This window comes from Sphingomonas sp. BL-S-29, assembly GCF_055521495.1.
On sequence record NZ_CM145482.1, the window covers coordinates 4296641 to 4320162 of the forward strand.

Sequence of the window (23522 nt, forward strand, 5' to 3'; positions counted from 1 at the left end):
CTTGACCCGTCGCGCGGGATGCCGCCACAACGCGCGGGTGGAATATTCGCCCGCCGTCACGACGATCGCCCAGACGATCCAGCTCTCGCTCTCGCCGGTCTTCATGCTCGCGGGTATCGGCGCGCTGCTCAACGTGCTGGCCGGCCGCCTGTCCCGCGTGGTCGACCGGGCGCGGCAGGTGGAGGCGCTTCACCCGCGCTCGACCGGCCCCGAGCATGACCGCCATGTGTGGGAGCTGCGGCTGCTCGACAAGCGCATGTCAGTGATCAACAACGCCCTGGTGATGGCGGTGTCGAGCGCGGTGATGACCTGCCTGGTGGTCGCGCTGCTGTTCGTCGCCGAACTGGCCAGGCTGCATATCGGCACCGTGGTCGCTTTGTCCTTCATCCTTGCGATGATCCTGCTGATCGCCGCGCTCGCTGCCTTCCTGATCGAAGTGCGCATGTCGCTGCGCGCGATCCATATCCGGCCCGAGCTGCTCGAAAAGGACCGACGCTGAACGTCACCGCCGAGAAGCGGGCGCTTCAACTGGTGGTGGCGATCGCCTGCCTCGTGCCGCTGGTGACGGGCGGGCAGAGCATCCTGTTCGGGCCCGGTTTTCTGGGCCATGCGCCGGTGATCCCGACCGATCTCGACAGCCATTTCCGCTATGTTTCGGGGATATTCTTCGCAGTGGGCGTGGCGTTCGCGACCTGCGTGCCGGGGATCGAGATGAAGGGACCGCGGTTTCGGTTGCTCGGGGCATTGGTGGTTGCGGGCGGGCTGTCGCGGCTTGTGTCGCTGGTGGCGGTGGGGATACCGTCCAGGGGGCATGTGTTCGGGCTGGCGATGGAGCTTGGGGTCGTGCCGTTGCTGATACTGTGGCAGGCGGGGCTGGCGCGGCGGTGGAGTGTTTCTTGAGCCCCTCCCCTTAAGGGGAGGGGTTGGGGGTGGGGGCCTCCGGCTAGCCATCCAGCGTTGCACTTGCGGGACTGCCCCACCCCAACCCCTCCCCTGAAGGGGAGGGGCTTTTTAGGGCTTTATTTGGAGGCGCCCTCCAGCCCCGGCCCGACATCCGCGACGGGAGGGTATTTCGGCGCCACCCGGGCATGGCTCGCCCGCTCATAGGCGTAACCCGCGTTCAGCACCGCCTGGTCGCCATAAGCCGTCGCGATGAAGGACAGCCCCACCGGCAGTCCCATGGCCAGCCCCATCGGCACCGTCAGATGCGGGTACCCCGCGATCGCCGGCATCTCGCTCGCGCTCGGGCCGGTGAAATGGTCGCCCGAGACGCTGTCGCTCAGCCAGGGCAGGCCATAGGTCGGCTCGACCAGGATCGTCGCGTTCGCTTTCTTCAGCATCGCGTCGATGCCCTCCGCCCCCGCCAGCCGCAGCGACCTGGCCCGCGCGCCGAGATATTCGGCATCGGCGAGCCCGCGCGTCTTCGCTGCGTCGAGGAAGATCTCCTGGCCGAAAAAGGGCATCTCGGTCGTCCTGTTCGCCTCGTTGAAGGCAATCACCTGATCGAGCGTACGCGTGGTCACGGCCTTTGGCGTGGTCGCGAGATAGGCGTCGAGATCGGCCTTGAGCTCGACCTTGAGCACGTCGAATTCGGCATCGCCCATGCCGTCGAGCTTGGGCTTCTCGACATCGACCAGCACCGCGCCGGCCGCTTTCAGCACCGCGAGCGCCGCGTCGTAAGGCGCCTTCATCGCGTCCGGCATCTCGGGCCGCAGCACGGCGATGCGCAGGCCCTTGAGCGCATCGGGCGACAGTCCCTTGGAGAAGTCAGCGCGGTATTTGGCGGCATCCTTCGTGGCCTTGTCCGCCGGATCGGCCGCGACCATCGCGGAGAACAGGATCGCCACGTCCCTGACGGAACGGCCCATCGGCCCCGGCGTATCCTGGCTGTGGCTGATCGGCACGACATGCGTGCGGCTGACCAGTCCGATCGTCGGCTTGAGCCCGACCAGCCCGTTCATCGAGGACGGGCAGACCACCGACCCGTCCGTTTCGGTGCCCAAGGCGACCGGTGCGAAGCTCGCCGCCACCGCGGCGCCCGATCCGCTCGACGATCCGCAGGAGGAACGGTCGAGCGCATAGGGGTTGCGCACCAGCCCGCCGATCGCGCTCCAGCCGCTCATCGAATTGGTCGAGCGGATGTTCGCCCATTCCGACAAATTGGTCTTGCCGAGGATGACGGCGCCGGCCTTGCGCAATTCGGCCACCACCGGCGCGTCGCGGCCAGTGAGATTGTCCTTGAGCGCGAGGCTGCCGGCAGTGGTCGGCAGTTCCTTCGTTTCGATATTGTCCTTGATCAGCACCGGAATGCCGTCGAGCGGGCCGAGCGTCCTGCCCGCCCGGCGGCGCGCGTCGCTCGCTTTGGCCTGGGCGATCGCGTCGGGGGTGAGCGCGATGACCGAGCGCAACGCCGGCCCGCTGCGGTCCATCGTCGCGATCCGCGCGAGATAGGCCTGGGTGATCGCCTCGCTGGTCGTGCCGCCGGCCATCATCGCCTGGAGCTGGTCGATCGATTGTTCTTCGATCTTCACCGTCTGGGCGGCGGCGGGCGTGGCGCCTGCCGCGGCGAGAAGCAGAAGCGAAGCGAATAGGCGCATAGGATCCCCACCCCCGTCATGCCGGACTGGTTCCGGCATCCATCGCGCCGCGCAAGCAGCACGGGACAATTCATGCGGAACGATGGACCCCGGAACAAGTCCGGGATGGCGAATTATTTGACGCGATCTGCCCGCGCCAAAATGTGAAATACCCCGGATATGAAAAGAGGCTGCCGGGTCCGCAGACCCGGCAACCTCCTGACATGGTCAGCGGCCGGAAGTTCCAGCCCGGGAGACCATGCGAACCGCAGCTTCGATAGACGGCAGCGTTGATTGAGGGAGAATACCCCCCGCCGTCATCCCGATAAAGCTAGCGGTGCGTCCCCCGAACGAACTGAACCGACCCCATTGCTGAACCATGAGACATCGGATCACCTCCTTTCGCTTGTTAAAACGCCGTACCCAGGACTGGGTACGACTCCTGTTTGAATCATCCGAATCACATAAACAAGTCTTGTAATGTTTTGCGTTTTCGACGATTCTCTTCCGCCTGCGCCGCTTCCGGGGCAACCCGCCCTCAGGCCTTGCCGAAGGCGACGCGCAGTTCCTGCTTCGCCTCCTCCAGCACCTTCCTTTGCCGCGCATCCAGGCCGTGCCCGGCGCGGTTGATGTAGAAGGTCAGCATCGACATCGCGGACCGGAACGGCGTGCTCCTGCGCCGCAGGCTCCGTTCGGCCGATCGCTTGAGCGAGGCGGCGATGCGCTTCGGGTCCTGCCAGGTGAACACCTCGCGCTCCAGGTCGAGCGCGTCGCTATGCTCGGTCACGTCCTGCGACCATTTCTCCGTCGCCATGATCAGTGCCGCTTGAAATACTGGACTTCGCGCTCGTGCTTCTCGGCGGCGGCGCGGCTGTCGAAGGTGCCGAGGTTGCGGCGCTTGTGCGTGTCGGGATCGACCTTGCGCGAATAGAGGCGGTATTCGCCGGACTTGAGCTTGCGGATCATGGCATTCTCCTCGCGACAAAAACGCGCGAGGCCAGGAGTTTATCCCGTCAGCGCCGGCAATCCTCGGTCACGCGCTCGATCTCGGCCCAGGCGGGCACCACCAGCGGGGCGGTGCCGGCCTGCTCGATAACGAAACGTCCGCGGCTGAAACCCATCGCGTCGAGCAAGCCATCGCGCGGCTGAAGCGCCACCGCGACATAGGGCGGCGTACCGCCGGTCGGCGCGGCGGACAGGGTGCGCAGCGCGGTCGAGGTGCGGATCGTCAGCGCCACCGGCCCGGCGGCGACACCCTGACGCGACAGGTAAAGCGTGTTCGCCGCCCGATCGCAGCGGAGGGTCAGCGCCGCATCGGCACCGGGCACGCCAAACAGCGCGATCGAACCCCGGCCGTCCTGGCGGTAGACCCAGTCGCCCGGCGTCATCGGCCAGTCGCGCCAGTCCTTGCCGACCGGCGTCGCGGTCGGCACGGGGGCCGGCGGCGGAACATAGGCCGGCGTCGGGGCGGGCCGGGGCGCGGTGGGCGGGGCGGCCGTGCCGACGCAGCCCGACAGGGAGACGATGGCGGCAAGGAGCAGGAACAGACGCATTCGTCCGTCTATGGGCGAAGCGGCCGCGCGGCTCAACCGCCCGTCTTGCATGCGCCCGAGAATTCGCCTCTGTTGCCGCCGGGCCGTGCAGCGACACGGATGGGGAGAGACCGGACCATGGCGATCGATGCCAAGCGACTGAAATCCATCGTCGGCGGATCGGCCGGCAACCTGGCCGAATGGTATGACTGGTATGCCTATTCCTCGCTGTCGCTCTATTTCGCGGCGACCTTCTTTCCCAAGGGCGATCCGACCGCGCAGCTGATGGGCACCAGCGCGATCTTCGCGGTGGGTTTCGTCATGCGGCCGATCGGCGCCTACTGGATGGGGCGCTATGCCGACACGCATGGCCGCAAGGCGGGGCTGGCGCTGTCGGTCGGGCTGATGTGCCTGGGCTCGCTGATGATCGCGCTGGTGCCAGGCTATGCCGTGATCGGCGTCGCGGCGCCGGTCATTCTCGTGCTCGCGCGCATGATCCAGGGCCTGTCGGTCGGCGGCGAATATGGCGCGAGCGCGACCTATCTCTCCGAGATGGCGACGCGCGACCGGCGCGGCTTCTGGTCGAGCTTCCAGTATGTCACCCTGATCGGCGGGCAGCTCACCGCGCTCGCGGTCACGCTGCTGCTGCAGACGGTGCTGAGCAAGACCGAGATGTCGGAATGGGGCTGGCGTATCGCCTTCTTCTTCGGCGCGGTGCTAGCACTGGTCGTCTATATCCTGCGGCGCCGGCTCGCCGAGACCGCCTCGTTCGAGAACCAGTTGGCCGACCGGCCCAAATCCGGCCTGATCGCCTTGTGGAAGGCACATCCGCGCGAGTTCCTGCTGGTCATGATCATCAGCGCGGGCGGCAGCTGCACCTTCTACGCCTACACCACCTATCTCCAGAAATTCCTGGTCAACACCAGCGGCTTCGAGATCCAGACCGCGACCCAGGTGATGACCGCGGCCCTTGTCGTCTACATGCTGGCGCAGCCGGTATTCGGCGTGCTCGCCGACAGATTCGGGCGCAAGCCGATGCTGTTGCTGTTCGGGGTGGGCGGCATGCTCGTGACCGTGCCGGTGTTCAGCGCGCTGGCGGTGGTACGCGATCCAATGGTTGCCTTCGCGATCATCCTCGGGCCGCTGATGCTGCTGTCGGCCTATACCTCGATCAGCGCGCTGGTGAAGGCGGAACTGTTCCCGGCGCATATCCGCGCGCTGGGTGTCGCCTTCCCCTATGCGATCGGCAATGCGGCGTTCGGCGGCACAGCGGAATATGTCGCGCTATGGTTCAAGAACGCGCATGTCGAATCCGCCTTCTACTGGTATGTCACCGCGATCCTGTTCTGCGCGACGATCGCATTTCTGATGCTGCCGGAAACCAAGCGCACGAGTTTGATCCTCGAGGATTGACCCGATTGAAGGAACGACCATGTCCAAAGACCAGCCCGTGCAGCTTCTCGCTTATTCGACCCGGAGTGACACGATCAGAGTGAGAACGCGCGACAACGAAAAGGTCGGATCGGTCCACGAGTTTCTGATCAACAAACGAACCGGCCGGACGGCCTATGTGGTGCTGACGATCGGCGGCTTCCTGGGCATGGGCAAGGCCTATTATCCCCTGCCCTTCAGCCTGCTCGCGTACGAGCCGGCAGCGGACATCTATCTCGTCACGATCGACCGCAAGGTGCTCGAAGGCGGGCCGAGCTGGGCCGCCAACCCGCCACTGTTCGACCAGGACTATGCCAATCGTGTGGCGAGCTATTACGGCACGGCGATCGAAGACCTCTCGCTAGGCGGTGGGTGACGCCGTCACCCTATAAATCTCGCCATCGAGATCGACGAGGTAGAGATTGCCCGCCGCATCCTCGCCGAACGAGGCGAGCTGGTTGATCGTGCCGATATCGGGCGCGAAATCCTCGTTGCGACGTTCGAAGCCGGCCGCACCCAGGGTCGTGCCCTGCGTAAGCGTACTCGCCGGCACGGTGAAGATGCCGCCACGGATGAAATCGGCGAAGACATAGGAACCGGTGAGGGAGGCGACCGGCCCGCGATAGACATAGCCGCCGGTGATCGTGCTGCCCTGTTTCGGCCCGGTGCCATGGCCATATTCGAGCACCGGATCGATCAGTCCAGCAGGCGCGGTGCCATTGAAGGCATGCGTCCCTTCACGGAAGCGCCAGCCATAATTGCCGCCCTTGTCCTGCGGGCGGAGCAGGTCGAGCTCTTCCCACGCATCCTGGCCGACATCGCCGATGAGCAGATTGCTGCCCCAGAAGGACGCGCGGAACGGATTGCGGAAGCCATAGGCATAGACTTCGCGCGCGCCGCCGACGCCGCTGGCGAAGGGATTGTCGGCGGGCACGTCGAAATAGCGCGGTGACGCGCCGGCAAAGGGATCGGCGACGATCTCGATCCGCAGGATCTTGCCGAGCAGCGAACTGGTATTCTGGGCATTGTTGCCCGGATCGCCGCCACCGCCGCCGTCGCCGGTCGCGATGTAGAGATAGCCATCGGGTCCGAACCCGAGCCACCCGCCATTGTGATTGTTGTTGGCGGTATGCGGAATGGTGAGGACGGTATTGGACCGGCTGACCGATCCGTTGCTCAGGCGCCGATATTGCCGAATCGAAATATCGCCATTGTTGCCACCTGCGGCATTGTTCGTGGCATAGACATAGAAGAAGCCGTTGGTCAGATAGTCCGGGCCGAACGCCACGCCGAGCAGGCCCCGTTCCCCGTCAGTCGAGATATTCTCGATCGTGGCGAACGGCGATTTGGCGCCGGTCGCAGGATCGAGCAGGATCAGGTTGCCGCCCTTTTCCACGACCATGACGCGGGTGTCGCCCGGGATCGGCGCGACATAGAGCGGCTGGTTGAAGCCCGTCCCGACGCGGCGGACCTGGATGCCTTCCTTGCTGTTGGTGACGGTGATCGCGACGGCGCGCGTGGCGCTCGCCTGCCCGTCGGTGACGCCAACCTGCACGTCATAGACATTGTCCTGCCCGGCATCGGCCGGCGCCTCGAAATTGGGCGGCGACACGAACCGCACCAGCCCGGCCGCGGTGATCGAGAAGCGCGCGGCGTCGGCCCCGCCGGCGATGCTGTAGGTCAGCGGGTTGCCGTCCGGATCGGTCGCCGCCGCCTGATAGGCGTCGGTGGCGTTCTCGACGATGCTGGCGGTGGCCGCGGAGGTGAAGCTCGGGGCCTGGTTGGCGGGCGTCGGGGTCGGCGTGCCACCACCTCCTCCCCCGCCGCCGCCGCAGGCCGATGTGGCAAGCAACAGGGCGAGCGTGAAGCCGCAGGTCGATCGCCGCGACAGGGATGAAAAGGCCGACATAAATCCTCCCGACGGCCCGCGCGGGAAATCATTCGCCCCCCGCGTTCAGGCCGCCTGAAGCAGCAAACGCGCGATCTTCCGGTCCGTTGCTCCGGCCCGTGCCCTATCGCCGCCGGACTGGCGCTGTTGTCGGCGGCCGAAGCCGACCAGCCCGGGCGCCGCCGGCAGGCGACCGCGGCCCTGTTCCTGGCCATCAACAGGGTGGAACAGGGTGAATTTTTTTCTTGCCCTGTTATTTCCAACTTTGTTGGAGATATTTTTCATACATTTCAATGTTTTGAATGGCGCCTGCCCTGTTCCGGAATAACAGGGCGGCGGTCACGCATAACAGGGCAGGCCCGCGCCGTTAACAGGGGGTGTTTCGCAATAGCAGGGACGGACGAGGCAACGGTGCCGAACCGTCATGGGAAAGAGCGAGCCGGCATTTCTTCAAACGCCGACTAGTCTCACGATGCGACGATTCGGGCCGCGGTTGAATCGACCGTCCACAAGACCGTCTTCGCGATCAATCCGTGATCGGCGGACGCGGCGCTTCGGTTCGCGGCGCCCCCGCCGCACGAGGCGCTGGCAGGCGGTAGCAGATGAACTCTCCACCATCGAAACCCCCGCTGGCCAGCACGATATGCTGACGGCCACCGAGCATATAGGTCATCGGCGAGCCGGTCTGCGGCTGATCGAGAAAGACCGTGCCGACCTCGTGCCCCGTCATCTTGTCATAGGCGCGCAATCGCGCCGCCTTGCGCCCCTGCTCGTCGGTGAATTCGCCGCTGTCGCCGCAGATGACGAGGGTCTTGGTCACCAGGACGCCGAGGATGCCGGACTGGCCGGTGCGCGGGATGGTCACGCCCTTGAGGAGCGGGTTGTTCCGGATGAAGTCGGGCGTTTCGCCGTGCGCGACCTGCCAGAGCTTGGTGCCGTGCGTCAGGTCGAGCGCGGTGATCCGGCCGTAAGGCGGCTTCAGGATCGGCATGCCGCCGATGGTGAGCAGATCGGGGGTGATCGGGTCGTTCAGTCCGTCCTTCACGTTGGGCGCGACGGGCCCGCCGAGCCCCGCGCGTCCGCCCGGATTCGCCGATCCGCCAAAGGCCGCACCCATATTGTCGTTCGTGCCGCGCGACGTACTGCCTCCGGGGACAAGACGTCCATTGGGCAGCTGCCTGATCGCGTAATTCTGCAGCACGGTTTTCGAATAGATATAGAAGATGCCGGTTTCCGGATCGCAGCCGCCGCCGGCCCAGTTCGCGCCGCCCTGATTTTCCGGCGTCATCAGCGTGCCCCACGGCCCCTCGGGCTTCGCGATGGTCGGCGGCCGGTAGAGCCCGCCCAGCCGGTAGTGGCTGATGATCTCGAGCGCGCGTGCCTTCAGCTCGGGCGTCCAGTCGATCACATCGTCAGCCGTGACGCCCTGGTGATCGAACGGCGGCGGCCGCGACGGCACGGGCTGAGTCGGCGCATAATATTCGCCGGGCACGTCGCCGGGCAGCACCTTCTCCTCGCGGATCGGCCAGACCGGTTTGCCCGTCGCGCGGTCGAGCACGAACAGGAAGGCCTGTTTGCTGGGCAGGGCCAGCGCCTTGATCACTTTCCGGCCCTGGCGGACATCCATCAGGACGGGCGCGCAGGCGATGTCGCGATCCCACAGCCCGTGATGCTCGGTCTGGAAATGCCAGCGGCGCTCGCCCGTTTCGATATCGAGCGCGACCAGGGTCTCGGTGAACAGCGCATCGCCGTGCCGGGTGAGGCCCATCCAGTCGGCCTGGGGCAGCTCGACCCCGGCATAGACGAGACCCAGCTCCGGATCGGCGGACATCATCGCCCACACGCCGGTGTTCGTCGCCGTCTCGGCCTGTCCCGGCTTGATCCAGGTGTCGTAGCCGAACTCGCCCTTTTTCGGCACGGTGTGGAAAATCCACTTCCGCTTGCCCGTGCGCACGTCGAAGCCGCGCAGATAGCCGGGGCCGGTCGAGGACGACGCGGTACCGACGACGACGGTGTCCCTCACCACCAGGGGCGGCGCGTGCAGCCCGACGACCGGCGCCTTGGGATCGACCTCGTGATCCCAGTCGAGCCGGAGATCCACTTCATTGCCCGTGCCGAACGCGGGATCGGGCAGGCCCGTCTTGATATCGATCGAGATCAGCTGATAGCTGCGGGTGACGTACAGGATCCGCTCGACCGTGCCGTCGGTCCAATAGCCGACACCCCAGCCCGAGCCGCCGCGGGCGCCGAGCCGGCCCTTCTCGTCGTGGCGGTAGGTCCAGATGAGCTGCCCGGTGCCGGCGTCCATGCAGACCAGATAGCGGTCCACGCCAACGGTCCCGTAGAGGCGACCCTTCACCACGGTCGGGGTGGCGTTGAAATAGGAATCCTTGCGAGCCCCGAAATTGTCGGTCTTGAACCGCCAGGCGACCTCCAGATTGTTGAAATTCTCGGCATGGATCTGGTCCAGGCCGGCATAGCGGGTGGAGGCCAGATCATTGCCATAACCGATCCAGTCGGTGTCCGCCGGCGGTTTGGCGGGTGCGGTACCGGTGCCGCCGGTCAGCGCAGCTTGCGCCTCGGCGCGGGCCGCCCAGGGGGCGACGGCGAGTGCGGCAGCGGTGGACAGGAGAGCTTGGCGGCGGCTGATAGGAGTCGTCATGGTCACTTTCAACAAGCGCGAATGATAACGCCCAAGGTCCACCAGGAGCGTCGGACGACGCGAAAGCGCCGGCGGCGCGAATATGCATGAGTCACCGCCGCACGCAATGGGATTGTATAGTATATGATTCTGGGCTCGCCGTGCGGAGGGCGCCGATCGGTGAATGGCTTTTGAAAATCGACGCGAAATGCCGTGATCGACCCGCTCCTGGCGGCAGCTAACCGGGGACGCCGGTCGGCCCACACGTCAGCGGGGCGGACACCATGATTGCTGACGATAGATTTGCGGTGTCGTTCCCGTGGCGCGGCGGAAGGCGCGGGTGAAGGACGACTGGGACGAGAAACGACAGGCCAGCGCAATCTCGGCGATCGGCATCGTCCGCAGCGACAACAATGTCTTGGCGCGCTCGAGCCGCATGCGGCTCAGATAACGGTGTGGCGGCACGCCCGTGGTGCTGGTGAACATCCGAATGAAGTGAAAGGTGCTGAAGCACGCTGCCTGAGCCAGATCCTCGAGTCCGACATCGTCCTCGAGATGGGCGGTCATATAGTCGAGGACACGGCGCAGCCGCCTGCCGTCGAGCTTGTGGCCGCCCTCATCACTTCCCCGCCTGCGCGCGTCGGCGGAATAGCCGTCGACGACGCAAGCGGTCAGTTCGGTCGATAGCGTGTCGATCAACACCGGGCCCGCCGCGCTGGGCGCGTGGAGCTCGCGGAGCAACCCCGCGCCGATGCGGCGGAGGCGTTCATCATAGAAGCCGCCGAGATACGGTACGGCCTCGGGACGACAGGCCGCGCCGCCGCGCACCTCGGAAAGGTCGACGAAGCGAGCGGGGGGCAGGTAAATGTGAAGCGCATCGTGCCATTCGGACAAGACGATATCGTCTTCCTGCACGCCTGCCGGACAGAACCATAGTGTCCCTGGCTCCACCCGCGTATGCTGGCGGATGCGATCGCCGGTCCGGCTGACGACACAATCCGGATCACATCCCGTCGCGATGGCGATTTCCAGATGCAGCGGCTGGAAGGACCCCACCTCGCCTTTCGGGTGATGGCGATGATCCACCGCCAGTCCCCGCCACTCGCAGGTAGCGGACGAGGCCAGGATATCCCTGGCCCCATATTTGGCTCCGCCTTGATCTTCCAGTTGCATCACCAGAACTCCGCCGGAGCAGAAATCGGTATCGGCCCAAAATAGCAATTTGGGAACAGACTTGAGCGGCCCGCCTGGCGCAGCATCAATCGAACGACTGGGGAGAAGGTACTTGGCTATTCGCTCGATGGCGGCCGCAATCGCTGCGCTGTGCTGCGCCTCCCTTGCGGCGAACGCGCAGACGGAACAGGCGCCTCCCAAACGCCTCCCGGCTCAGCTGGTGGAGGACTTCCATGGGGCCTTTGGCGAGCATCATGCACGTGCCGTCCATACCAAGGGCGTCATCTTGCGGGGCCATTTCGACCCCAGCCCCGAGGCGGGTAGCTTGTCGATCGCGGCGGTGTTTGCGCGCGCCGTGCCGGTGATCGTCCGATTCTCGGACTTCACGGGCCTGCCGGATATTCCGGATACCAGCGGCAGCGCGAACCCGCGCGGTTTCGCGGTCAAGTTCCTGATGGCGGACGGATCGAACCTCGACATCGTCAATCATAGTTTCAACGGCTTCCCGGTGAAGACGGCGACCGAGTTCAGCACGCTTCTGCAGGCGCTCGGCCACAGCCCCGCGGGCACGGCCTCGCCGACACCCTTCGAGACGTTCCTTGGGTCGCACGCCGCGGCAAAAGCCTTTTTCACCACCCAGAAGCCGCCGCCGGAGAGCTTCGCAACCACTGCGTTCTTCGGGGTCAACGCCTTCTTCTTCACCGACGCAGCGGGGAAAAGCCGGCCGGTGCGATATCGCTTCGTGCCCGAGGCCGGCGAGCATTATCTCAGCGACGCGACGCTGCAGGGACGCACCCCGACCTATCTGATGGATGACATCACTGCCCGCGTCGTCAGGGCCCCGGTCCGGTTCACCTGGTTCGCGCAAATCGGCGAGGCCACCGACAAGATCGACGATCCGTCGGTGGCATGGCCCGAGAACCGGCGCCTGGTGAAGCTCGGCGTCATCACGATCGACCAGGCCGCGTCCAACTCGGCGGCCGCCGATCGGGACCTGTTGTTCCTGCCCGGCGCGTTGCCGCCGGGCATCGGCATCGCCGACCCAATGGTCACGATCCGCAATTCGGCTTATCCGGTCTCCTTCCATGAACGCCAATAGCGTCGCGGCCCTTTTCCTCCTCCTGGCCGCGCCAGGCGCCGCGCCGGTGCCCGAGGAAAGCGTAGCGCCGCTCGTCTCGCAGGCGCTTCCCGGCATCGCAGGCAAGCGGTTCACGGCGGCTGTCGTAACCTTCCCGCCGGGCGCGCGCGCGGCGCCCCATCGGCATGGGAGCGCCTTCGTCTATGCCTATGTGCTCGCGGGCACCGTGCGGAGCCGGCTCGCGGGCGAGCCTGCGCGCACCTACCGCGTGGGCCAGGGCTGGACCGAGCAACCGGGCGCGCACCATCTCCTCACCGCCAACGCCAGCGCGACCCGGCCCGCGCGACTGCTGGTAACCTTCGTTTCCAGCGACGGCGAACCGCTCAAGATCACGGACGGCCACCCATGATGCGGCTCGACTATCAGCACCTCGCGCCGAACGGCATGAAGGCCCTTGGCGGCGTCTACATGTATGTCAGTGGCTGCGGGCTGCCCAAGGCACTCGTCGACCTGGTCTATTTGCGGGCCTCGCAGATCAACGGCTGTGCTTATTGTATCGACAGCCACAGCCGCGATCTCCTTGCCGCCGGCGTACCTGCCGAGAAGCTGCTGCTGGTCTCCGCCTGGCGCGAGGCCGGGCCCCTCTTCAGCGAGCGCGAGCGGGCGGCACTGGCCTGGACCGAGGCGGTGACGCTGGTGGCGGGTACCCGGATCTCCGACGACCTGTTCGCGACGGTCAGCGCCCAGTTCTCCGAAAAGGAAGTCGCCGACCTGACCCTGTCGATCGGTCTCATCAACGCCTATAACCGGATCGCCATCAGCTTCCGACGCGGCCCTGACGCCCGCCCCTGATCCCGCCGGCGACTGCCGCCAAACTCGATATGCCGACGGCAGCAGATCTACGCGGAGACGCGCGGCCGCGATCAGGCAGCCGCCCTGCCGACGCTCAACCGCAACCCCATCGCGGCCAATACCGAGGTCAACGTCTCCAGCGTCGGATTGCCGTTTGCCGAAAGGGCGGCGTACAGCGCCTGGCGACCCACGCCCGTTTTACGGGACAATTCGGTCATGCCCTTCGACCGCGCCACATCTCCCAAAGCTCTGGCGATGACTCCGGGGTCGCCGCCCTCCATCGACGCGTCGAGATAGGCGATGATATCCTCTTCGGTCTCGAGATATTCCGCTGGATCAAACGGTGTCGTCTCAAGGGTCATCGGTTCGTCAGCCAGTTCGAGCGCAGAAATTCAGGCAGCCCGGGGAACGATGCGGTCGAGTTCGGCTGCGTCGCGCCGATGCACCTCTTCGAGATCGTAGCTGTTCTGGAGGCGCAGGAAGAAGCCCTCGCTCATACCGAAATAGCGCGTCAGCCGCGCATCCAGGGCCGCATCGATATTCAGCTTTGTGTCGAGCAGGCGGGTAAGGCGGTTCTCGTCGATGCCGGCGCCCTCGGCCACTTCTGCCACGCCGATATCGCTGCCGATCAGGAAATCATGACGCAGGATGTCGCCCGGATGGACGTTGTCCAGCCGATCCTCATCCGCGATGATAATCTTCGATCCGGACATCGTCCGCGCCTCCGTCCGACCAGCCAAAAGTGACACGCCACTGGTCGTTGATCCGGATGCTATATCGTAAGGGGGTAAAGCCTTTCAACTGCTCAAGCCGGTTGCCGGGCGGGATGCGGAGATCGTCGAGGCGCGCGACGGCGTTCAGCTGCCGCAGCTTGCGACGCGCGGTTTGCTGGATGTCGGACGGCAGCTTGCGGCTACGTTCGCCATTCCAAATCAGCTCGGCCTGATCATCGTCGAAACTCACGATCATTGGCTAAAGCCTGACAAGGCGTTCAGCTTCTTCCAACCACTGTCATTTGGCCTCTTGGCGCTCCAGAACAACAAGCCGTTGACGCTGTTTCCAGTCACAGATCGAGCAGCAGCTGATGGGCTGACGTGTTCCACATTCTTGTCGTCAATCCAGCGTCCGCCCTTAATTTCAGCGGTATATGTGTTGCCCTTGTAAATTACCCGAAGCTTGGTTCCGTCCGGGAGAAATAACCCCCTAAACGAATAGCCCTTTCGGTCGCTGGGAGGTTTTCTGAGTAGTGTCTCGTTGATTGCTCTTCCGAGCGTTTTCTCCAGACCAAGCAGCTCACGAATCACATCGTTATAGGAAACCGCCTCGGACGGCCGCATCGACGTAAGAGCCTTAAATACCTCGAAATCTATTTCAATCTGCGTCATAGCCCGCCCTCTCAGAGCATACTATAGCGCTATAGCGTTATATTGTCGAGTAGCTCGCTAGGCCGCTGCGAGCCCTTAGACCTACCGCCGTCCCCCACCCATCCGCATCTTCTGGCTCTTGCCGTAGCGCGTCTTGCGTGTGCCCGGCTTGCCCTCGTTGGAGCGGCCCATCACCGGGGCACGGTGCTCGTCTGCCGGCAAGCCTAGCTCCTCCGCTTCCAGCGACCTGATCTCGTCGCGCAGGCGGCCGGCCGTTTCGAACTCCAGGTCCGCTGCGGCCGCGCGCATCTGCTTTTCGAGGTCCTCGATATAGGCGCGCAGATTGTGGCCGACCATGTGCGGCCGGTCTTCGTCGATTTCGATCGTGACCTGGTCGCGGCTCGCCACGTCCTGAATGATATCGCCGATGTTGCGGCGGATCGTCTGCGGGGTGATGCCGTGCTCTTCATTGTAGATCAGCTGCTTCTCGCGGCGCCGGTTGGTCTCGTTCATCGCGCGCTCCATCGAGCCCGTGATGCGATCGGCATAGAGGATCACCCGGCCGTCGACGTTGCGCGCGGCGCGGCCGATGGTCTGGATCAGTGAGGTCTCGGAGCGCAGGAACCCTTCCTTGTCGGCATCGAGGATCGCGACCAGCCCGCATTCGGGGATGTCGAGCCCCTCGCGCAGCAGGTTGATGCCGACCAGCACGTCATACACGCCGAGCCGGAGGTCGCGGATCAGCTCGATGCGTTCCAGTGTCTCGACGTCGGAATGCATGTAGCGGACCTTGATGCCCGCCTCGTGCATGAACTCGGTGAGGTCCTCGGCCATGCGCTTGGTCAAGGTCGTGACCAGGGTGCGATAGCCCGCCTCCGCCGTCTTCTTCGCCTCGACGATCAGGTCCTGCACCTGCTCCTCGACCGGCTTGATCTCGATCGGCGGATCGATCAGCCCGGTCGGGCGGATGACCTGTTCGGCGAACACGCCGCCGGTCTGCTCCATCTCCCACCCGCCCGGCGTGGCCGAGACATAAGTGGTCTGGGGGCGCATCGCCTCCCATTCGTTGAAGCGCAAAGGCCGGTTGTCGATCGCCGAGGGCAGGCGGAAGCCATATTCGGCGAGCGTCAGTTTTCGGCGGTGATCGCCGCGCGACATACCGTTGATCTGGCCGATCGTGACATGACTTTCGTCGACGAACAGCAGGGCATTGTCGGGCAGATATTCGAACAACGTCGGCGGCGGCTCGCCCGGCATACGCCCGGTGAGGAAGCGCGAATAATTCTCGATGCCCGCGCAGCTTCCCGTCGCCGCGATCATCTCGAGGTCGAAATTGGTGCGCTGCTCGAGCCGCTGCGCCTCGAGCAATTTCCCTTCCGGCACCAGCTCCTTCAGCCGCTCGGCGAGCTCGTGCTTGATCGCCTCCATCGCCTGCTTCAGCGTCGGGCCCGGCGTGACGTAGTGGCTGTTGGCATAGACGCGCACATAATCGAGGCTCGCGACCTTCTTGCCGGTCAGCGGATCGAACTCGACGATCTCCTCGATATCGTCGCCGAAGAAGGACACGCGCCAGGCAGTGTCTTCATAATGCGACGGGAAGATCTCCAGGTTGGAGCCCCTCACCCGGAAATTGCCGCGCTGGAACGCCGCGTCGTTGCGCTTGTACTGCAGCGAGACGAGCTTGCGCACGATCTCGCGCTGGTCGACCGTCTGGCCCTTCTTCAGGTCGAAGATCATCGCCGAATAGGTCTCGACCGAGCCGATGCCGTACAGGCACGAGACCGAGGCGACGATGATGACGTCGTCGCGCTCGAGCAGGGCACGCGTCGCCGAATGCCGCATCCGGTCGATCGATTCGTTCACCGAGCTTTCCTTCTCGATGTACGTATCCGACCGGGGAACATAGGCCTCGGGCTGGTAATAATCATAATAGCTGACGAAATATTCGACCGCATTCTCGGGGAAGAAGCTCTTGAACTCGCCATAGAGCTGCGCCGCGAGGATCTTGTTCGGGGCGAGCACCAAAGCCGGGCGCTGCACCGCCTCGATCACCTTGGCCATGGTGAAGGTCTTGCCCGATCCGGTCACGCCGAGCAGCACCTGGTCGCGCTCGCCGGCTTCGGTCTGTTCGACCAGCTCCGCGATCGCGGTCGGCTGGTCGCCCGACGGGGTATATTCGGAGACGAGCTTGAACTTCTTGCCACCCTCCGCCTTGGGCGGGCGCGCGGGGCGATGGGGAACGAAGCTGACGCCCGTCTCGGGCTCTTCGAGGCTGGTGCGAATCTGGATTGCCATAGTCAGCGAATATGGGGAGGAAGACGCCAACCCGCAACGAACGGGATCGGTCGCGTGTCACTTCCGTTTCGGAGTAAAATGCGATGAACAGGTTCCTTGCCGCCGCGCCCTTGCTGCTCCTCCTCGCCGCCTCGGGCAGCCTGCCGATCCAGCCGGGCAAATGGCAGACGACGGTCACCATCCTCGACGTCCAGATGGAGGGCGGGCCTCCGGGCGTAGCCGCCGGGATGCGCGGCCAGCCGCCGCAGGTCGCCACGGCGTGCGTCACGCCGCAACAGGCAGCGAACGGGCCGCGCAGCGTGATGGAGGCGAGCAAGGGCAAGTGCCAGTACACCAGCTTCAACGCGAGCGGCGGCCGGCTGACCGGGGTGATGGCCTGCACTTTCGGCAGCGGCGGCATGACCGTCACGTCGAACGGGACCTATACGGCGACGTCGCTCGACATCAGCGGCAAGTCGGTGATGACGGGCAGGATGCGCATGACGACCAGGACGCATACGGTCGCCCGGCGCATCGGCGCCTGCTGAACCGGATCGGCGGGGCTCGATTCGGGGCCGTTCAGCCGGTCCGCCGATAGGCGACGCGCCACATCACCAGCCCGATCGCCGCCGACATGCCCGCGAGGATCACGCAGCTTGCGATCGCGCCGATCCAGCGGAACAGCAAGGTGTGCGTGTCGGTGGCCGGCAGGGCGAACAGGCCGAAGCCATAGGTCTGGCCGCCGAGGAACAGCGCGAGACCGCAAAGCCCGCCGATCAGCGCGGCGATGGCCGGGCCGCGCCGGTTCAGGGCATGCGCGACGAGCCACAAGGGCGCGGCGACCGCGACCGCCGTCATTACCGTAATCACCATACCGATGACGAAACCGACGGCGATGCCGAGCAGCAACGGCGGCCCGCCGATCGCGACCAGGATACTGGCGAACGCGCCGCCCATCAGGGCACCCGCGCCGAGCGACAGCCCGGCGCGATCCAATGTCGTGTCATATCCGCGCAGCGCGACCCGCTCGGCCAATGTCCTTCCCCCCCGGTGCCGGTTGCATATCACCGCCGCGCGCCGGGCCCAAGCCTCTCCGTTTCGGGTTCCTCCCGGTTCCTCGGCGTCGCTCGAACGAACGCGGGGCTAGACCTGCTTAACCCGCACCAGCAGCCACCCGCACAGCCCCGCGCCTGCTGCCATCGCCGCCGCTGCGAGCGCCGCGCCGTGGAACGCGCCGAGCGACACGCCGCGCCCGTCGCCGGTCAGCACCAGCCCGATCAGCGCGACCGCGATCATGCCGCCGATCCGCGCGGTCGCGTTATTGACGCCCGAGGCAGCGCCGGTGTGGCGGTGATCGACCGCGGCCATCACGGTCGTGGTCAGCGGCGCGACCGCCGTCGTCATGCCGATCCCCACCAGCATCATGCCCGGCAGTACGTGGCGGACATAGTCGATGCCCTCGCCCGGCATCGTCGCGAACAGCGCGAAGCCGGCGCCCGTCACCATCGGCCCGATCGTCAGCAGCGGCCGGGCGCCGATCTTCGCGGCAAGCGCCCCGACGCTGCGGGAACCGAGGCCCATGATCAGCGGCAGGGGCAGCACCGCCGTGCCCGCCGCCGCCGCGCTCCAGCCATGCGCGATCAGCAGATAGGGGAGCAGCAACAGCGAGCCCGACAATGCGGCATACAGCAGGAAGGTGAGCAGGGTCAGCCCGGTGAAGGTCCGCGTGCCGAACAGCGCGAGCGGCACCATCGCGCGATCGCCCAGCCGCGCCTCGAGCGCCACGAAGGCGATCAGCGCGATCGTGCCGCCGGCGATCATCGCGGCGCCGGTGCCGCGGTCGTGCGCGGTCATCAGGGTCAGGCCCCAGACGAGCAGGCCGAGCCCGACCGTGGCGAGCGCGGCGCCGTACCAGTCGGGCGGGGTCGCATCCTTGTCATGCCCGCCCGGGACATAGCGCCACCCCATCACGAAGGCGGCCGCCGCGATCGGCAGGATCAGCGCGAAGATCGAGCGCCAGCCGACATGGTCGACCAGCCAGCCGCCGAGTACCGGGCCGATCGCGCCGCCGATCGCGCCGGCCGCCGCCCAGGTGCCGATCGCCCGGGCGCGCGCCGCGCCCTCGAAATCGGCGCCGAGGATCGCGAGGCTCGCCGGCACCAGCAGCGCGGCACCGATCCCCTGTCCGATCCGCGCGGCGATCAGCCAGCCGAGCGTCGGCGCGGCGATGCAGCCGAGCGTGGTTATAGCGAAGGCCAGCAAGCCCCAGAGAAAGGTCCGCTTGCGCCCGACCCCGTCGGCCAGCGCCCCGCCGATCAGCACCAAGGCCGACAGGGGCAGCATGAAACCGTTGACGATCCACTGCACCCCGCTGCTGTCGGCGCCAAGGCCGCGCGCCATCGCCGGCAGCGCGACATTGACCACCGATCCGTCGATCATCGCGACGCTCGACCCGAGCACGGTGGCGATCAGCGCACCGGTACTCCCCGCCTTCCGGCCCGCGTCCGTCATCGATCAGCTCCCGGCTCTCATGGTGTTCACTCTATAACGCGCCGGCCAGCGCCAGGACCACGCCCGTCACCACCAGGACCAGGCCGAGCCCTTCGCTGCGCATCATGCGCTCGCCGAGATAGAAGCGCGAAAAGGCGAAGGTGAAGGCGACCTCGACCTGGCCGACGATGCGCACCAACGCCACCGGCGCGGTGGCGAACCCGGTGAACCAGCAGGCCGATCCGAGCGAGGACAGCAGCCCGACCTGCCCCGCAACACGCCATTCGGCGAACACGGTGCGGACCTGATCGCGTTCGCGCAGCATCAGATAGCTGCCCTGCATCAGCACCTGCAGGCTGGCCGTCACCGCGAGCACGATCAGCGCGGCCTGGATCGGATCGGGGGTCGCCACCTCCCGCGTCGCGCGGCGGATGGCGATGGCGGTCAGCGCGAAGAAGAAGCCCGAGGCGATGCCGCACAGCGCTGCGGGCTGGCCGAGCGCGCGGAGGAAATCCACCGGCCCCATGCGCTTGCCGCCGGTCGACAGCACCATCACGCCGATGACGCCGCAGCCGATGCCGGCCCAGCTCAGCGGGCTCAGCCTTTCGCCGAGCAGCAGGAAGGACAGGATGGCGCCCTGCACGGCCTCGGTCTTCGAATAGGCGGTGCCGACGACGAAGTTGCGATAGCCGAATGCCAGGAGCAGCAAATTGGTCGCCACGATCTGCGCCAGCCCGCCGGCGGCGCAGAACAGGAGGAAGCGATGACCCAGCGCCGGGAAGCCACCCGACGCAAAAACCAGCTCGTACCCCGCGACCAGCATCAGGGCGAAAGGCAGGCCATAGAGATAACGCACCAGCCCGGCGGCGTTCACCGACATGCCGTGGCTGACGCGCTTCTGCACAGCGGTCCGCCACGCCTGCAGCGCGCCGGCGACGACGGTCGCCGGCAGCCAGATGGGAGAGGTGATCAACCCTATTCCTCCCCATGCGAAGCATCGGGAGGGGGACCATTCGCCTCTTCCGGCGAATGGTGGAGGGGAAGGCGCGACAATTGTTCGTGACATACGGCCATTATCCCGCGGGTAACGCTGTCCAGATCGTTCATCACCAGGGTCGCGGGAATGCGCAGGACCCGGAAGCCCTGCTCAGCACACCACGCGTCGCGCTCGATGTCGCGCGCGGGCTGATCTCCTCGATTATGCGCTTCCCCATCCACCTCGATGACGAGCCGCGCCGCCGGGCAGTAGAAATCGAGAACATATCGCCCTGTCGGGTGCTGCCGCCGAAACTTGAAGTCATCGGGCCGGCCACGCAGCCATTGCCACAGTTGCACCTCCGGCGCCGTCATCACGCGGCGTAATTTCCTCGCACGTTCCACAATCTTGCGGCTGGCCGGCATTTCCCCTCCACCGCGCAAGAGCGCGGTTCCCCTCCCCATCTGCGATGGGGAGGAAAGGTGACGTGGTCAATCCACCACCCGCGCCGCCACCGTCGTCGCGAGGAATGCCAGAATCGCCGCTTCGTCCTTCTTCGCGGTCCAGGTGCCCAGCCGCCAGAGCAATCCCCCGAACGCCATCATGCCGAGCGGGATCGCCAGGAACGGCAGCATCTCGCCGAGCGGCGCGCCGGACGCGATCATGCTGCCACCGGCCAGCCCCAGGAACAATGTCAGGAACCCGAACCAGCACCCCATGAACAGCCGCGCGCTGGCCGGGGTGCCGATCTTGCCCTCGATCCGGGCGCCGCCACCGGCGGGCTCCATCGTCGCGGTCAGGCTGGTCTGGAAGCTGTTCTGGATGTTGGGGCGGAAATAGAACAGCGTCATGTCCTGTTCCGAGCCCCGGCCCGTCACGCCCTTGGCCGGCTTCGCGGTCCGATCGCCCAGCACCTCCTTCAGTTTCGTCGCGATCGCGTCGGGCGCGAGCGGGGACTGGAGGACGATGCGGGCCACGGCTCAGACGCCCGCCAGCAATTTCTCCCGCGCGATCTTCTCTCGCCAGACCAGCGGCGCGAGCTGGTGGACATTCTGTCCCGCGCTGTCGACCGCCACCGTCACCGGGAAATCGCTGACCTCGAATTCGTAGATCGCTTCCATGCCGAGGTCCTCGAAGCCGACGATCTTCGAACCCTTGATCGCGCGTGCGACGAGATAGGCCGCGCCGCCGACCGCCATCAGATAGGCGGACTGGTGGTCGCGGATCGCCTCCACCGCGGCCGGGCCCCGCTCGGCCTTGCCGACCATCGCGAGCAGGCCCTGTTCGAGCATCATGCGGGTGAACTTGTCCATGCGCGTCGCCGTCGTGGGGCCCGCCGGGCCGACCACTTCCTCGCCGACCGGATCGACCGGGCCGACATAATAGATCACCCGGCCCCTGAACTCGACCGGCAGCTCCTCGCCGGCATCGAGCATGTCCTTGATGCGCTTGTGCGCGGCGTCGCGCCCGGTGAGCATCTTGCCGTTGAGCAGCAGCCGGTCGCCATGCTTCCAGCGCTGCACCACCTCCGGCGTCAGCGTATCGAGATCGACCCGGATCGCGGCCTGGTCAGGGGTCCAGTTCACATCGGGCCATTCGTCGAGCTTCGGCGCCTCGAGATAGACCGGACCCGACCCATCGAGCGTGAAATGCGCGTGGCGGGTCGCCGCGCAGTTCGGGATCATCGCCACCGGCTTGGACGCGGCGTGCGTCGGCCAGTCGAAAATCTTCACGTCGAGGATGGTCGAGAGCCCACCCAGCCCCTGCGCGCCGATGCCGAGCGCGTTGACCGCGTCGAAGATCTGGATGCGCAGGGTCTCGATGTCGTTACGGGGCCCGCGCTGCTTCAATTGCGCCATGTCGATCGGCCCCATCAGGCTTTCCTTGGCGAGCAGCATGGCCTTTTCCGCGGTGCCGCCGATGCCGATGCCGAGCATGCCCGGCGGGCACCAGCCGGCGCCCATTTGCGGGATCATCTCGAGCACCCAGTCGAGGATCGAGTCGCTCGGGTTCATCATCTTGAACTTCGACTTGTTCTCCGACCCGCCGCCCTTCGCCGCGACATCGACCGAGACCTTGCTGCCGGGCACCATCTCGACGTGCAGGACGCTCGGCGTATTGTCCCTGGTGTTGCGGCGGGTGAAGGCGGGGTCCGCGAGGATCGAGGCGCGCAGCTTGTTCTCCGGGTGGAGATAGGCGCGGCGCACGCCCTCATCGACCACTTCCTGCAGCGACCTGTCGGATTCGAGCCGGCAATCCTGGCCCCATTTCACGAACACCGTGACGATGCCGGTGTCCTGGCAGATCGGGCGATGCCCCTCGGCGCACATGCGGCTGTTGGTCAGGATCTGCGCGATCGCATCCTTGGCCGCCGGGCTCTGCTCCGCCTCATACGCCACGCCCAGGGCGCGGATATAATCCATCGGGTGGTAATAGCTGATGAACTGCAGCGCGTCGGCCACGCTCTCGATCAGGTCGGCTTCGCGGATGATGGTGGTCATATCGGGTCCGTGCGGTGGTGAGTCGCACGACGCCTTATGCGCGCAGCCCGGCGCGGCCAAGGGGGGCAGCCCGACAGAGGCGCTCAATCCCGGTCGGTCGGCGCCCCCAGCGGGAAATAATGCCGATAGGGACGCGCCTCGTCCAGCGCCCGGGCATAGGACGGCCGCGCGAGCAGGCGGGTCCGGTACGCCCAGACATTGGCGAACCGCTCCGGGATCGCATGAGTCCAGTCGGCATAGAGCAAGGCTGGCGCCGCCGCGCAGTCGGCCATGCTGAACGCGCCGCCCGCGGCCCATTCGCGCCCTTCCAACCAGCTGTCCAGCCACGCATAGGCATTGTCGAGCATAGCCTTCGCCTCGGCGACGCCATAGGGGTCGTGATTGCCTTCCGGGCGGATGAAATCGAACACGACGCGGCCCTGGCTGTTCATCACATAATTGTCGAAGAAGCGGTCGAGCATGCGCACCTCGATCGCGGCATCGGGATCGTCCGGGATCAGCCGTACCGGGCCGGGATAGTGCACCCCTAGATATTCGATGATCACGGTCGCTTCCGCCACCATCCGCTCACCGTCCATCAGCAGCGGGAAGCGCTTCATCGGCCACAGGGCAGCGAACGCGCTCGCCACGGGCTCGCTGCCGTCGAGCAGCTTGTAGTCGAAGGGAATGTCGTTCTCGTACAGCGCGACTAGGGCCTTGTGGCAATAGGACGACAACGGATGGGCGTAGAGCGCGAGCGTCATGTC

At 65.9% G+C, this 23522-nt stretch carries 28 protein-coding genes; 8 read left to right on the forward strand and 20 right to left on the reverse strand.

Going from position 1 to position 23522, the window contains the following annotated elements; genetic code table 11:
• The first annotated feature begins 37 nt into the window (after positions 1–37).
• Together ACZ1I2_RS20370 and ACZ1I2_RS20375 are read left to right on the forward strand one after the other, a co-directional pair.
• A complete protein-coding gene (locus ACZ1I2_RS20370; protein WP_465176046.1) occupies positions 38–499 on the forward strand; it encodes a DUF2721 domain-containing protein in 462 nt (153 codons plus the stop codon).
• A 32-nt stretch (positions 500–531) separates the two neighbouring features.
• A complete protein-coding gene (locus ACZ1I2_RS20375; RefSeq protein ID WP_465181515.1) occupies positions 532–900 on the forward strand; it encodes a DUF4345 domain-containing protein in 369 nt (122 codons plus the stop codon).
• Positions 901–1019: 119 nt separating this feature from the next.
• On the opposite strand, the gene ACZ1I2_RS20380 is transcribed toward ACZ1I2_RS20375, so the two are convergent.
• The 4 genes from ACZ1I2_RS20380 to ACZ1I2_RS20395 all read right to left on the reverse strand — a co-directional run bounded on the left by ACZ1I2_RS20380 (position 1020) and on the right by ACZ1I2_RS20395 (position 4129).
• Positions 1020–2597: an amidase gene (locus ACZ1I2_RS20380; RefSeq protein WP_465176044.1), complete on the reverse strand. Its 1578-nt coding sequence runs from the start codon at positions 2595–2597 to the stop codon at positions 1020–1022.
• 517 nt (positions 2598–3114) lie between these two features.
• Entirely contained in the window at positions 3115–3390 is a 276-nt protein-coding gene (locus ACZ1I2_RS20385; protein WP_465176043.1) for a DUF3175 domain-containing protein, read from the reverse strand.
• A gap of 2 nt (positions 3391–3392) precedes the next feature.
• Positions 3393–3542 carry a hypothetical protein gene (locus tag ACZ1I2_RS20390; RefSeq protein ID WP_465176042.1) on the reverse strand — a complete coding sequence of 50 codons (150 nt, stop codon included), beginning with the start codon at positions 3540–3542 and terminating at the stop codon, positions 3393–3395.
• 47 nt (positions 3543–3589) lie between these two features.
• Entirely contained in the window at positions 3590–4129 is a 540-nt protein-coding gene (locus ACZ1I2_RS20395; RefSeq protein ID WP_465176041.1) for a hypothetical protein, read from the reverse strand.
• Between the two features lie 117 nt (positions 4130–4246).
• On the opposite strand from ACZ1I2_RS20395, the gene ACZ1I2_RS20400 reads away from it, so the two are divergent.
• Positions 4247–5521 (forward strand): MFS transporter, encoded by a 1275-nt coding sequence (locus tag ACZ1I2_RS20400; protein ID WP_465176040.1) that lies wholly within the window; start codon positions 4247–4249, stop codon positions 5519–5521.
• Positions 5522–5540: 19 nt separating this feature from the next.
• Positions 5541–5915 carry a PRC-barrel domain-containing protein gene (locus ACZ1I2_RS20405; RefSeq protein WP_465172351.1) on the forward strand — a complete coding sequence of 125 codons (375 nt, stop codon included), beginning with the start codon at positions 5541–5543 and terminating at the stop codon, positions 5913–5915.
• Here ACZ1I2_RS20405 and ACZ1I2_RS20410 read toward each other — a convergent pair.
• The 4 genes from ACZ1I2_RS20410 to ACZ1I2_RS20425 form a co-directional block, all read right to left on the reverse strand.
• Positions 5901–7448, reverse strand: coding sequence for a PQQ-dependent sugar dehydrogenase (locus tag ACZ1I2_RS20410; RefSeq protein WP_465176039.1), 1548 nt, complete (start codon positions 7446–7448; stop codon positions 5901–5903). The genes ACZ1I2_RS20405 and ACZ1I2_RS20410 overlap by 15 nt on opposite strands.
• Before the next feature lie 45 nt (positions 7449–7493).
• Positions 7494–7712, reverse strand: a complete 219-nt coding sequence (locus ACZ1I2_RS20415) for a hypothetical protein (RefSeq protein ID WP_465176038.1) — start codon at positions 7710–7712, stop codon at positions 7494–7496.
• A gap of 241 nt (positions 7713–7953) precedes the next feature.
• The gene (locus ACZ1I2_RS20420; protein ID WP_465176037.1) at positions 7954–10089 is read right to left on the reverse strand and encodes an outer membrane protein assembly factor BamB family protein; all 2136 of its coding nucleotides are present in this window, start codon (positions 10087–10089) and stop codon (positions 7954–7956) included.
• Between the two features lie 246 nt (positions 10090–10335).
• Entirely contained in the window at positions 10336–11442 is a 1107-nt protein-coding gene (locus ACZ1I2_RS20425) for a helix-turn-helix domain-containing protein (protein ID WP_465176036.1), read from the reverse strand.
• Positions 11443–11461: 19 nt separating this feature from the next.
• Between ACZ1I2_RS20425 and ACZ1I2_RS20430 the strand changes: the two genes are divergently transcribed.
• Genes ACZ1I2_RS20430 through ACZ1I2_RS20440 form a run of 3 tightly spaced genes read left to right on the forward strand, consistent with a single transcriptional unit; the run spans position 11462 to position 13171 of the window.
• Entirely contained in the window at positions 11462–12340 is an 879-nt protein-coding gene (locus tag ACZ1I2_RS20430) for a catalase family peroxidase (RefSeq protein WP_465176035.1), read from the forward strand.
• The gene (locus tag ACZ1I2_RS20435) at positions 12327–12728 is read left to right on the forward strand and encodes a cupin domain-containing protein (protein WP_465176034.1); all 402 of its coding nucleotides are present in this window, start codon (positions 12327–12329) and stop codon (positions 12726–12728) included. Before ACZ1I2_RS20430 ends, ACZ1I2_RS20435 begins: the two co-directional genes overlap by 14 nt.
• The gene (locus tag ACZ1I2_RS20440) at positions 12725–13171 is read left to right on the forward strand and encodes a carboxymuconolactone decarboxylase family protein (RefSeq protein WP_465176033.1); all 447 of its coding nucleotides are present in this window, start codon (positions 12725–12727) and stop codon (positions 13169–13171) included. The genes ACZ1I2_RS20435 and ACZ1I2_RS20440 overlap by 4 nt, the downstream gene beginning before the upstream one ends.
• Before the next feature lie 71 nt (positions 13172–13242).
• Here ACZ1I2_RS20440 and ACZ1I2_RS20445 read toward each other — a convergent pair whose 3' ends face one another.
• From ACZ1I2_RS20445 to uvrB, 5 genes are all read right to left on the reverse strand, one after another.
• Entirely contained in the window at positions 13243–13533 is a 291-nt protein-coding gene (locus ACZ1I2_RS20445; protein WP_465176032.1) for an addiction module antidote protein, read from the reverse strand.
• A gap of 30 nt (positions 13534–13563) precedes the next feature.
• Positions 13564–13884 carry a HigA family addiction module antitoxin gene (locus tag ACZ1I2_RS20450; protein ID WP_465176031.1) on the reverse strand — a complete coding sequence of 107 codons (321 nt, stop codon included), beginning with the start codon at positions 13882–13884 and terminating at the stop codon, positions 13564–13566.
• Positions 13853–14140, reverse strand: coding sequence for a type II toxin-antitoxin system RelE/ParE family toxin (locus tag ACZ1I2_RS20455; protein ID WP_465176030.1), 288 nt, complete (start codon positions 14138–14140; stop codon positions 13853–13855). The genes ACZ1I2_RS20450 and ACZ1I2_RS20455 overlap by 32 nt, the downstream gene beginning before the upstream one ends.
• Positions 14137–14556 carry a DUF4357 domain-containing protein gene (locus ACZ1I2_RS20460; RefSeq protein WP_465176029.1) on the reverse strand — a complete coding sequence of 140 codons (420 nt, stop codon included), beginning with the start codon at positions 14554–14556 and terminating at the stop codon, positions 14137–14139. Before ACZ1I2_RS20460 ends, ACZ1I2_RS20455 begins: the two co-directional genes overlap by 4 nt.
• Positions 14557–14637: 81 nt before the next feature.
• The gene (gene uvrB, locus ACZ1I2_RS20465; protein ID WP_465176028.1) at positions 14638–16830 is read right to left on the reverse strand and encodes an excinuclease ABC subunit UvrB; all 2193 of its coding nucleotides are present in this window, start codon (positions 16828–16830) and stop codon (positions 14638–14640) included.
• An 83-nt stretch (positions 16831–16913) separates the two neighbouring features.
• Between uvrB and ACZ1I2_RS20470 the strand changes: the two genes are divergently transcribed.
• A complete protein-coding gene (locus tag ACZ1I2_RS20470) occupies positions 16914–17357 on the forward strand; it encodes a DUF3617 domain-containing protein (protein WP_465176027.1) in 444 nt (147 codons plus the stop codon).
• 31 nt (positions 17358–17388) lie between these two features.
• Here the strand turns inward: ACZ1I2_RS20470 and ACZ1I2_RS20475 are convergent, their stop codons facing one another.
• The 7 genes from ACZ1I2_RS20475 to ACZ1I2_RS20505 form a co-directional block, all read right to left on the reverse strand.
• Entirely contained in the window at positions 17389–17844 is a 456-nt protein-coding gene (locus tag ACZ1I2_RS20475) for a hypothetical protein (RefSeq protein WP_465176026.1), read from the reverse strand.
• A gap of 108 nt (positions 17845–17952) precedes the next feature.
• Positions 17953–19320 (reverse strand): MFS transporter, encoded by a 1368-nt coding sequence (locus ACZ1I2_RS20480; RefSeq protein WP_465176025.1) that lies wholly within the window; start codon positions 19318–19320, stop codon positions 17953–17955.
• A 31-nt stretch (positions 19321–19351) separates the two neighbouring features.
• Positions 19352–20272: a DMT family transporter gene (locus ACZ1I2_RS20485; protein WP_465172337.1), complete on the reverse strand. Its 921-nt coding sequence runs from the start codon at positions 20270–20272 to the stop codon at positions 19352–19354.
• 2 nt (positions 20273–20274) lie between these two features.
• A complete protein-coding gene (locus ACZ1I2_RS20490) occupies positions 20275–20700 on the reverse strand; it encodes an endonuclease domain-containing protein (RefSeq protein ID WP_465172336.1) in 426 nt (141 codons plus the stop codon).
• Between the two features lie 66 nt (positions 20701–20766).
• Positions 20767–21252, reverse strand: coding sequence for a hypothetical protein (locus ACZ1I2_RS20495; protein ID WP_465176024.1), 486 nt, complete (start codon positions 21250–21252; stop codon positions 20767–20769).
• A 3-nt stretch (positions 21253–21255) separates the two neighbouring features.
• A complete protein-coding gene (locus tag ACZ1I2_RS20500; RefSeq protein ID WP_465176023.1) occupies positions 21256–22776 on the reverse strand; it encodes a fumarate hydratase in 1521 nt (506 codons plus the stop codon).
• Between the two features lie 83 nt (positions 22777–22859).
• On the reverse strand, positions 22860–23519 hold the full coding sequence (locus ACZ1I2_RS20505) for a glutathione S-transferase family protein (protein WP_465172333.1): 660 nt from the start codon (positions 23517–23519) through the stop codon (positions 22860–22862).
• Between the last annotated feature and the right edge of the window lie 3 nt (positions 23520–23522).

What these genes read in the sequence shown, in the direction of transcription:
- ACZ1I2_RS20450 (WP_465176031.1), bottom strand. Translation starts at nt 13,884, where the DNA reads ATGTCCGGATCGAAGATTATCATCGCGGATGAGGATCGGCTGGACAAC.
- ACZ1I2_RS20435 (WP_465176034.1), top strand. Translation starts at nt 12,327, where the DNA reads ATGAACGCCAATAGCGTCGCGGCCCTTTTCCTCCTCCTGGCCGCGCCA.
- ACZ1I2_RS20470 (WP_465176027.1), top strand. Translation starts at nt 16,914, where the DNA reads ATGAACAGGTTCCTTGCCGCCGCGCCCTTGCTGCTCCTCCTCGCCGCC.
- ACZ1I2_RS20380 (WP_465176044.1), bottom strand. Translation starts at nt 2,597, where the DNA reads ATGCGCCTATTCGCTTCGCTTCTGCTTCTCGCCGCGGCAGGCGCCACG.
- ACZ1I2_RS20460 (WP_465176029.1), bottom strand. Translation starts at nt 14,556, where the DNA reads ATGACGCAGATTGAAATAGATTTCGAGGTATTTAAGGCTCTTACGTCG.
- ACZ1I2_RS20455 (WP_465176030.1), bottom strand. Translation starts at nt 14,140, where the DNA reads ATGATCGTGAGTTTCGACGATGATCAGGCCGAGCTGATTTGGAATGGC.
- ACZ1I2_RS20390 (WP_465176042.1), bottom strand. Translation starts at nt 3,542, where the DNA reads ATGATCCGCAAGCTCAAGTCCGGCGAATACCGCCTCTATTCGCGCAAG.
- ACZ1I2_RS20395 (WP_465176041.1), bottom strand. Translation starts at nt 4,129, where the DNA reads ATGCGTCTGTTCCTGCTCCTTGCCGCCATCGTCTCCCTGTCGGGCTGC.
- ACZ1I2_RS20480 (WP_465176025.1), bottom strand. Translation starts at nt 19,320, where the DNA reads ATGACGGACGCGGGCCGGAAGGCGGGGAGTACCGGTGCGCTGATCGCC.
- ACZ1I2_RS20440 (WP_465176033.1), top strand. Translation starts at nt 12,725, where the DNA reads ATGATGCGGCTCGACTATCAGCACCTCGCGCCGAACGGCATGAAGGCC.
- ACZ1I2_RS20385 (WP_465176043.1), bottom strand. Translation starts at nt 3,390, where the DNA reads ATGGCGACGGAGAAATGGTCGCAGGACGTGACCGAGCATAGCGACGCG.
- ACZ1I2_RS20490 (WP_465172336.1), bottom strand. Translation starts at nt 20,700, where the DNA reads ATGCCGGCCAGCCGCAAGATTGTGGAACGTGCGAGGAAATTACGCCGC.
- ACZ1I2_RS20410 (WP_465176039.1), bottom strand. Translation starts at nt 7,448, where the DNA reads ATGTCGGCCTTTTCATCCCTGTCGCGGCGATCGACCTGCGGCTTCACG.
- ACZ1I2_RS20400 (WP_465176040.1), top strand. Translation starts at nt 4,247, where the DNA reads ATGGCGATCGATGCCAAGCGACTGAAATCCATCGTCGGCGGATCGGCC.
- uvrB (WP_465176028.1), bottom strand. Translation starts at nt 16,830, where the DNA reads ATGGCAATCCAGATTCGCACCAGCCTCGAAGAGCCCGAGACGGGCGTC.
- ACZ1I2_RS20500 (WP_465176023.1), bottom strand. Translation starts at nt 22,776, where the DNA reads ATGACCACCATCATCCGCGAAGCCGACCTGATCGAGAGCGTGGCCGAC.
- ACZ1I2_RS20405 (WP_465172351.1), top strand. Translation starts at nt 5,541, where the DNA reads ATGTCCAAAGACCAGCCCGTGCAGCTTCTCGCTTATTCGACCCGGAGT.
- ACZ1I2_RS20505 (WP_465172333.1), bottom strand. Translation starts at nt 23,519, where the DNA reads ATGACGCTCGCGCTCTACGCCCATCCGTTGTCGTCCTATTGCCACAAG.
- ACZ1I2_RS20415 (WP_465176038.1), bottom strand. Translation starts at nt 7,712, where the DNA reads ATGAAAAATATCTCCAACAAAGTTGGAAATAACAGGGCAAGAAAAAAA.
- ACZ1I2_RS20445 (WP_465176032.1), bottom strand. Translation starts at nt 13,533, where the DNA reads ATGACCCTTGAGACGACACCGTTTGATCCAGCGGAATATCTCGAGACC.
- ACZ1I2_RS20420 (WP_465176037.1), bottom strand. Translation starts at nt 10,089, where the DNA reads ATGACGACTCCTATCAGCCGCCGCCAAGCTCTCCTGTCCACCGCTGCC.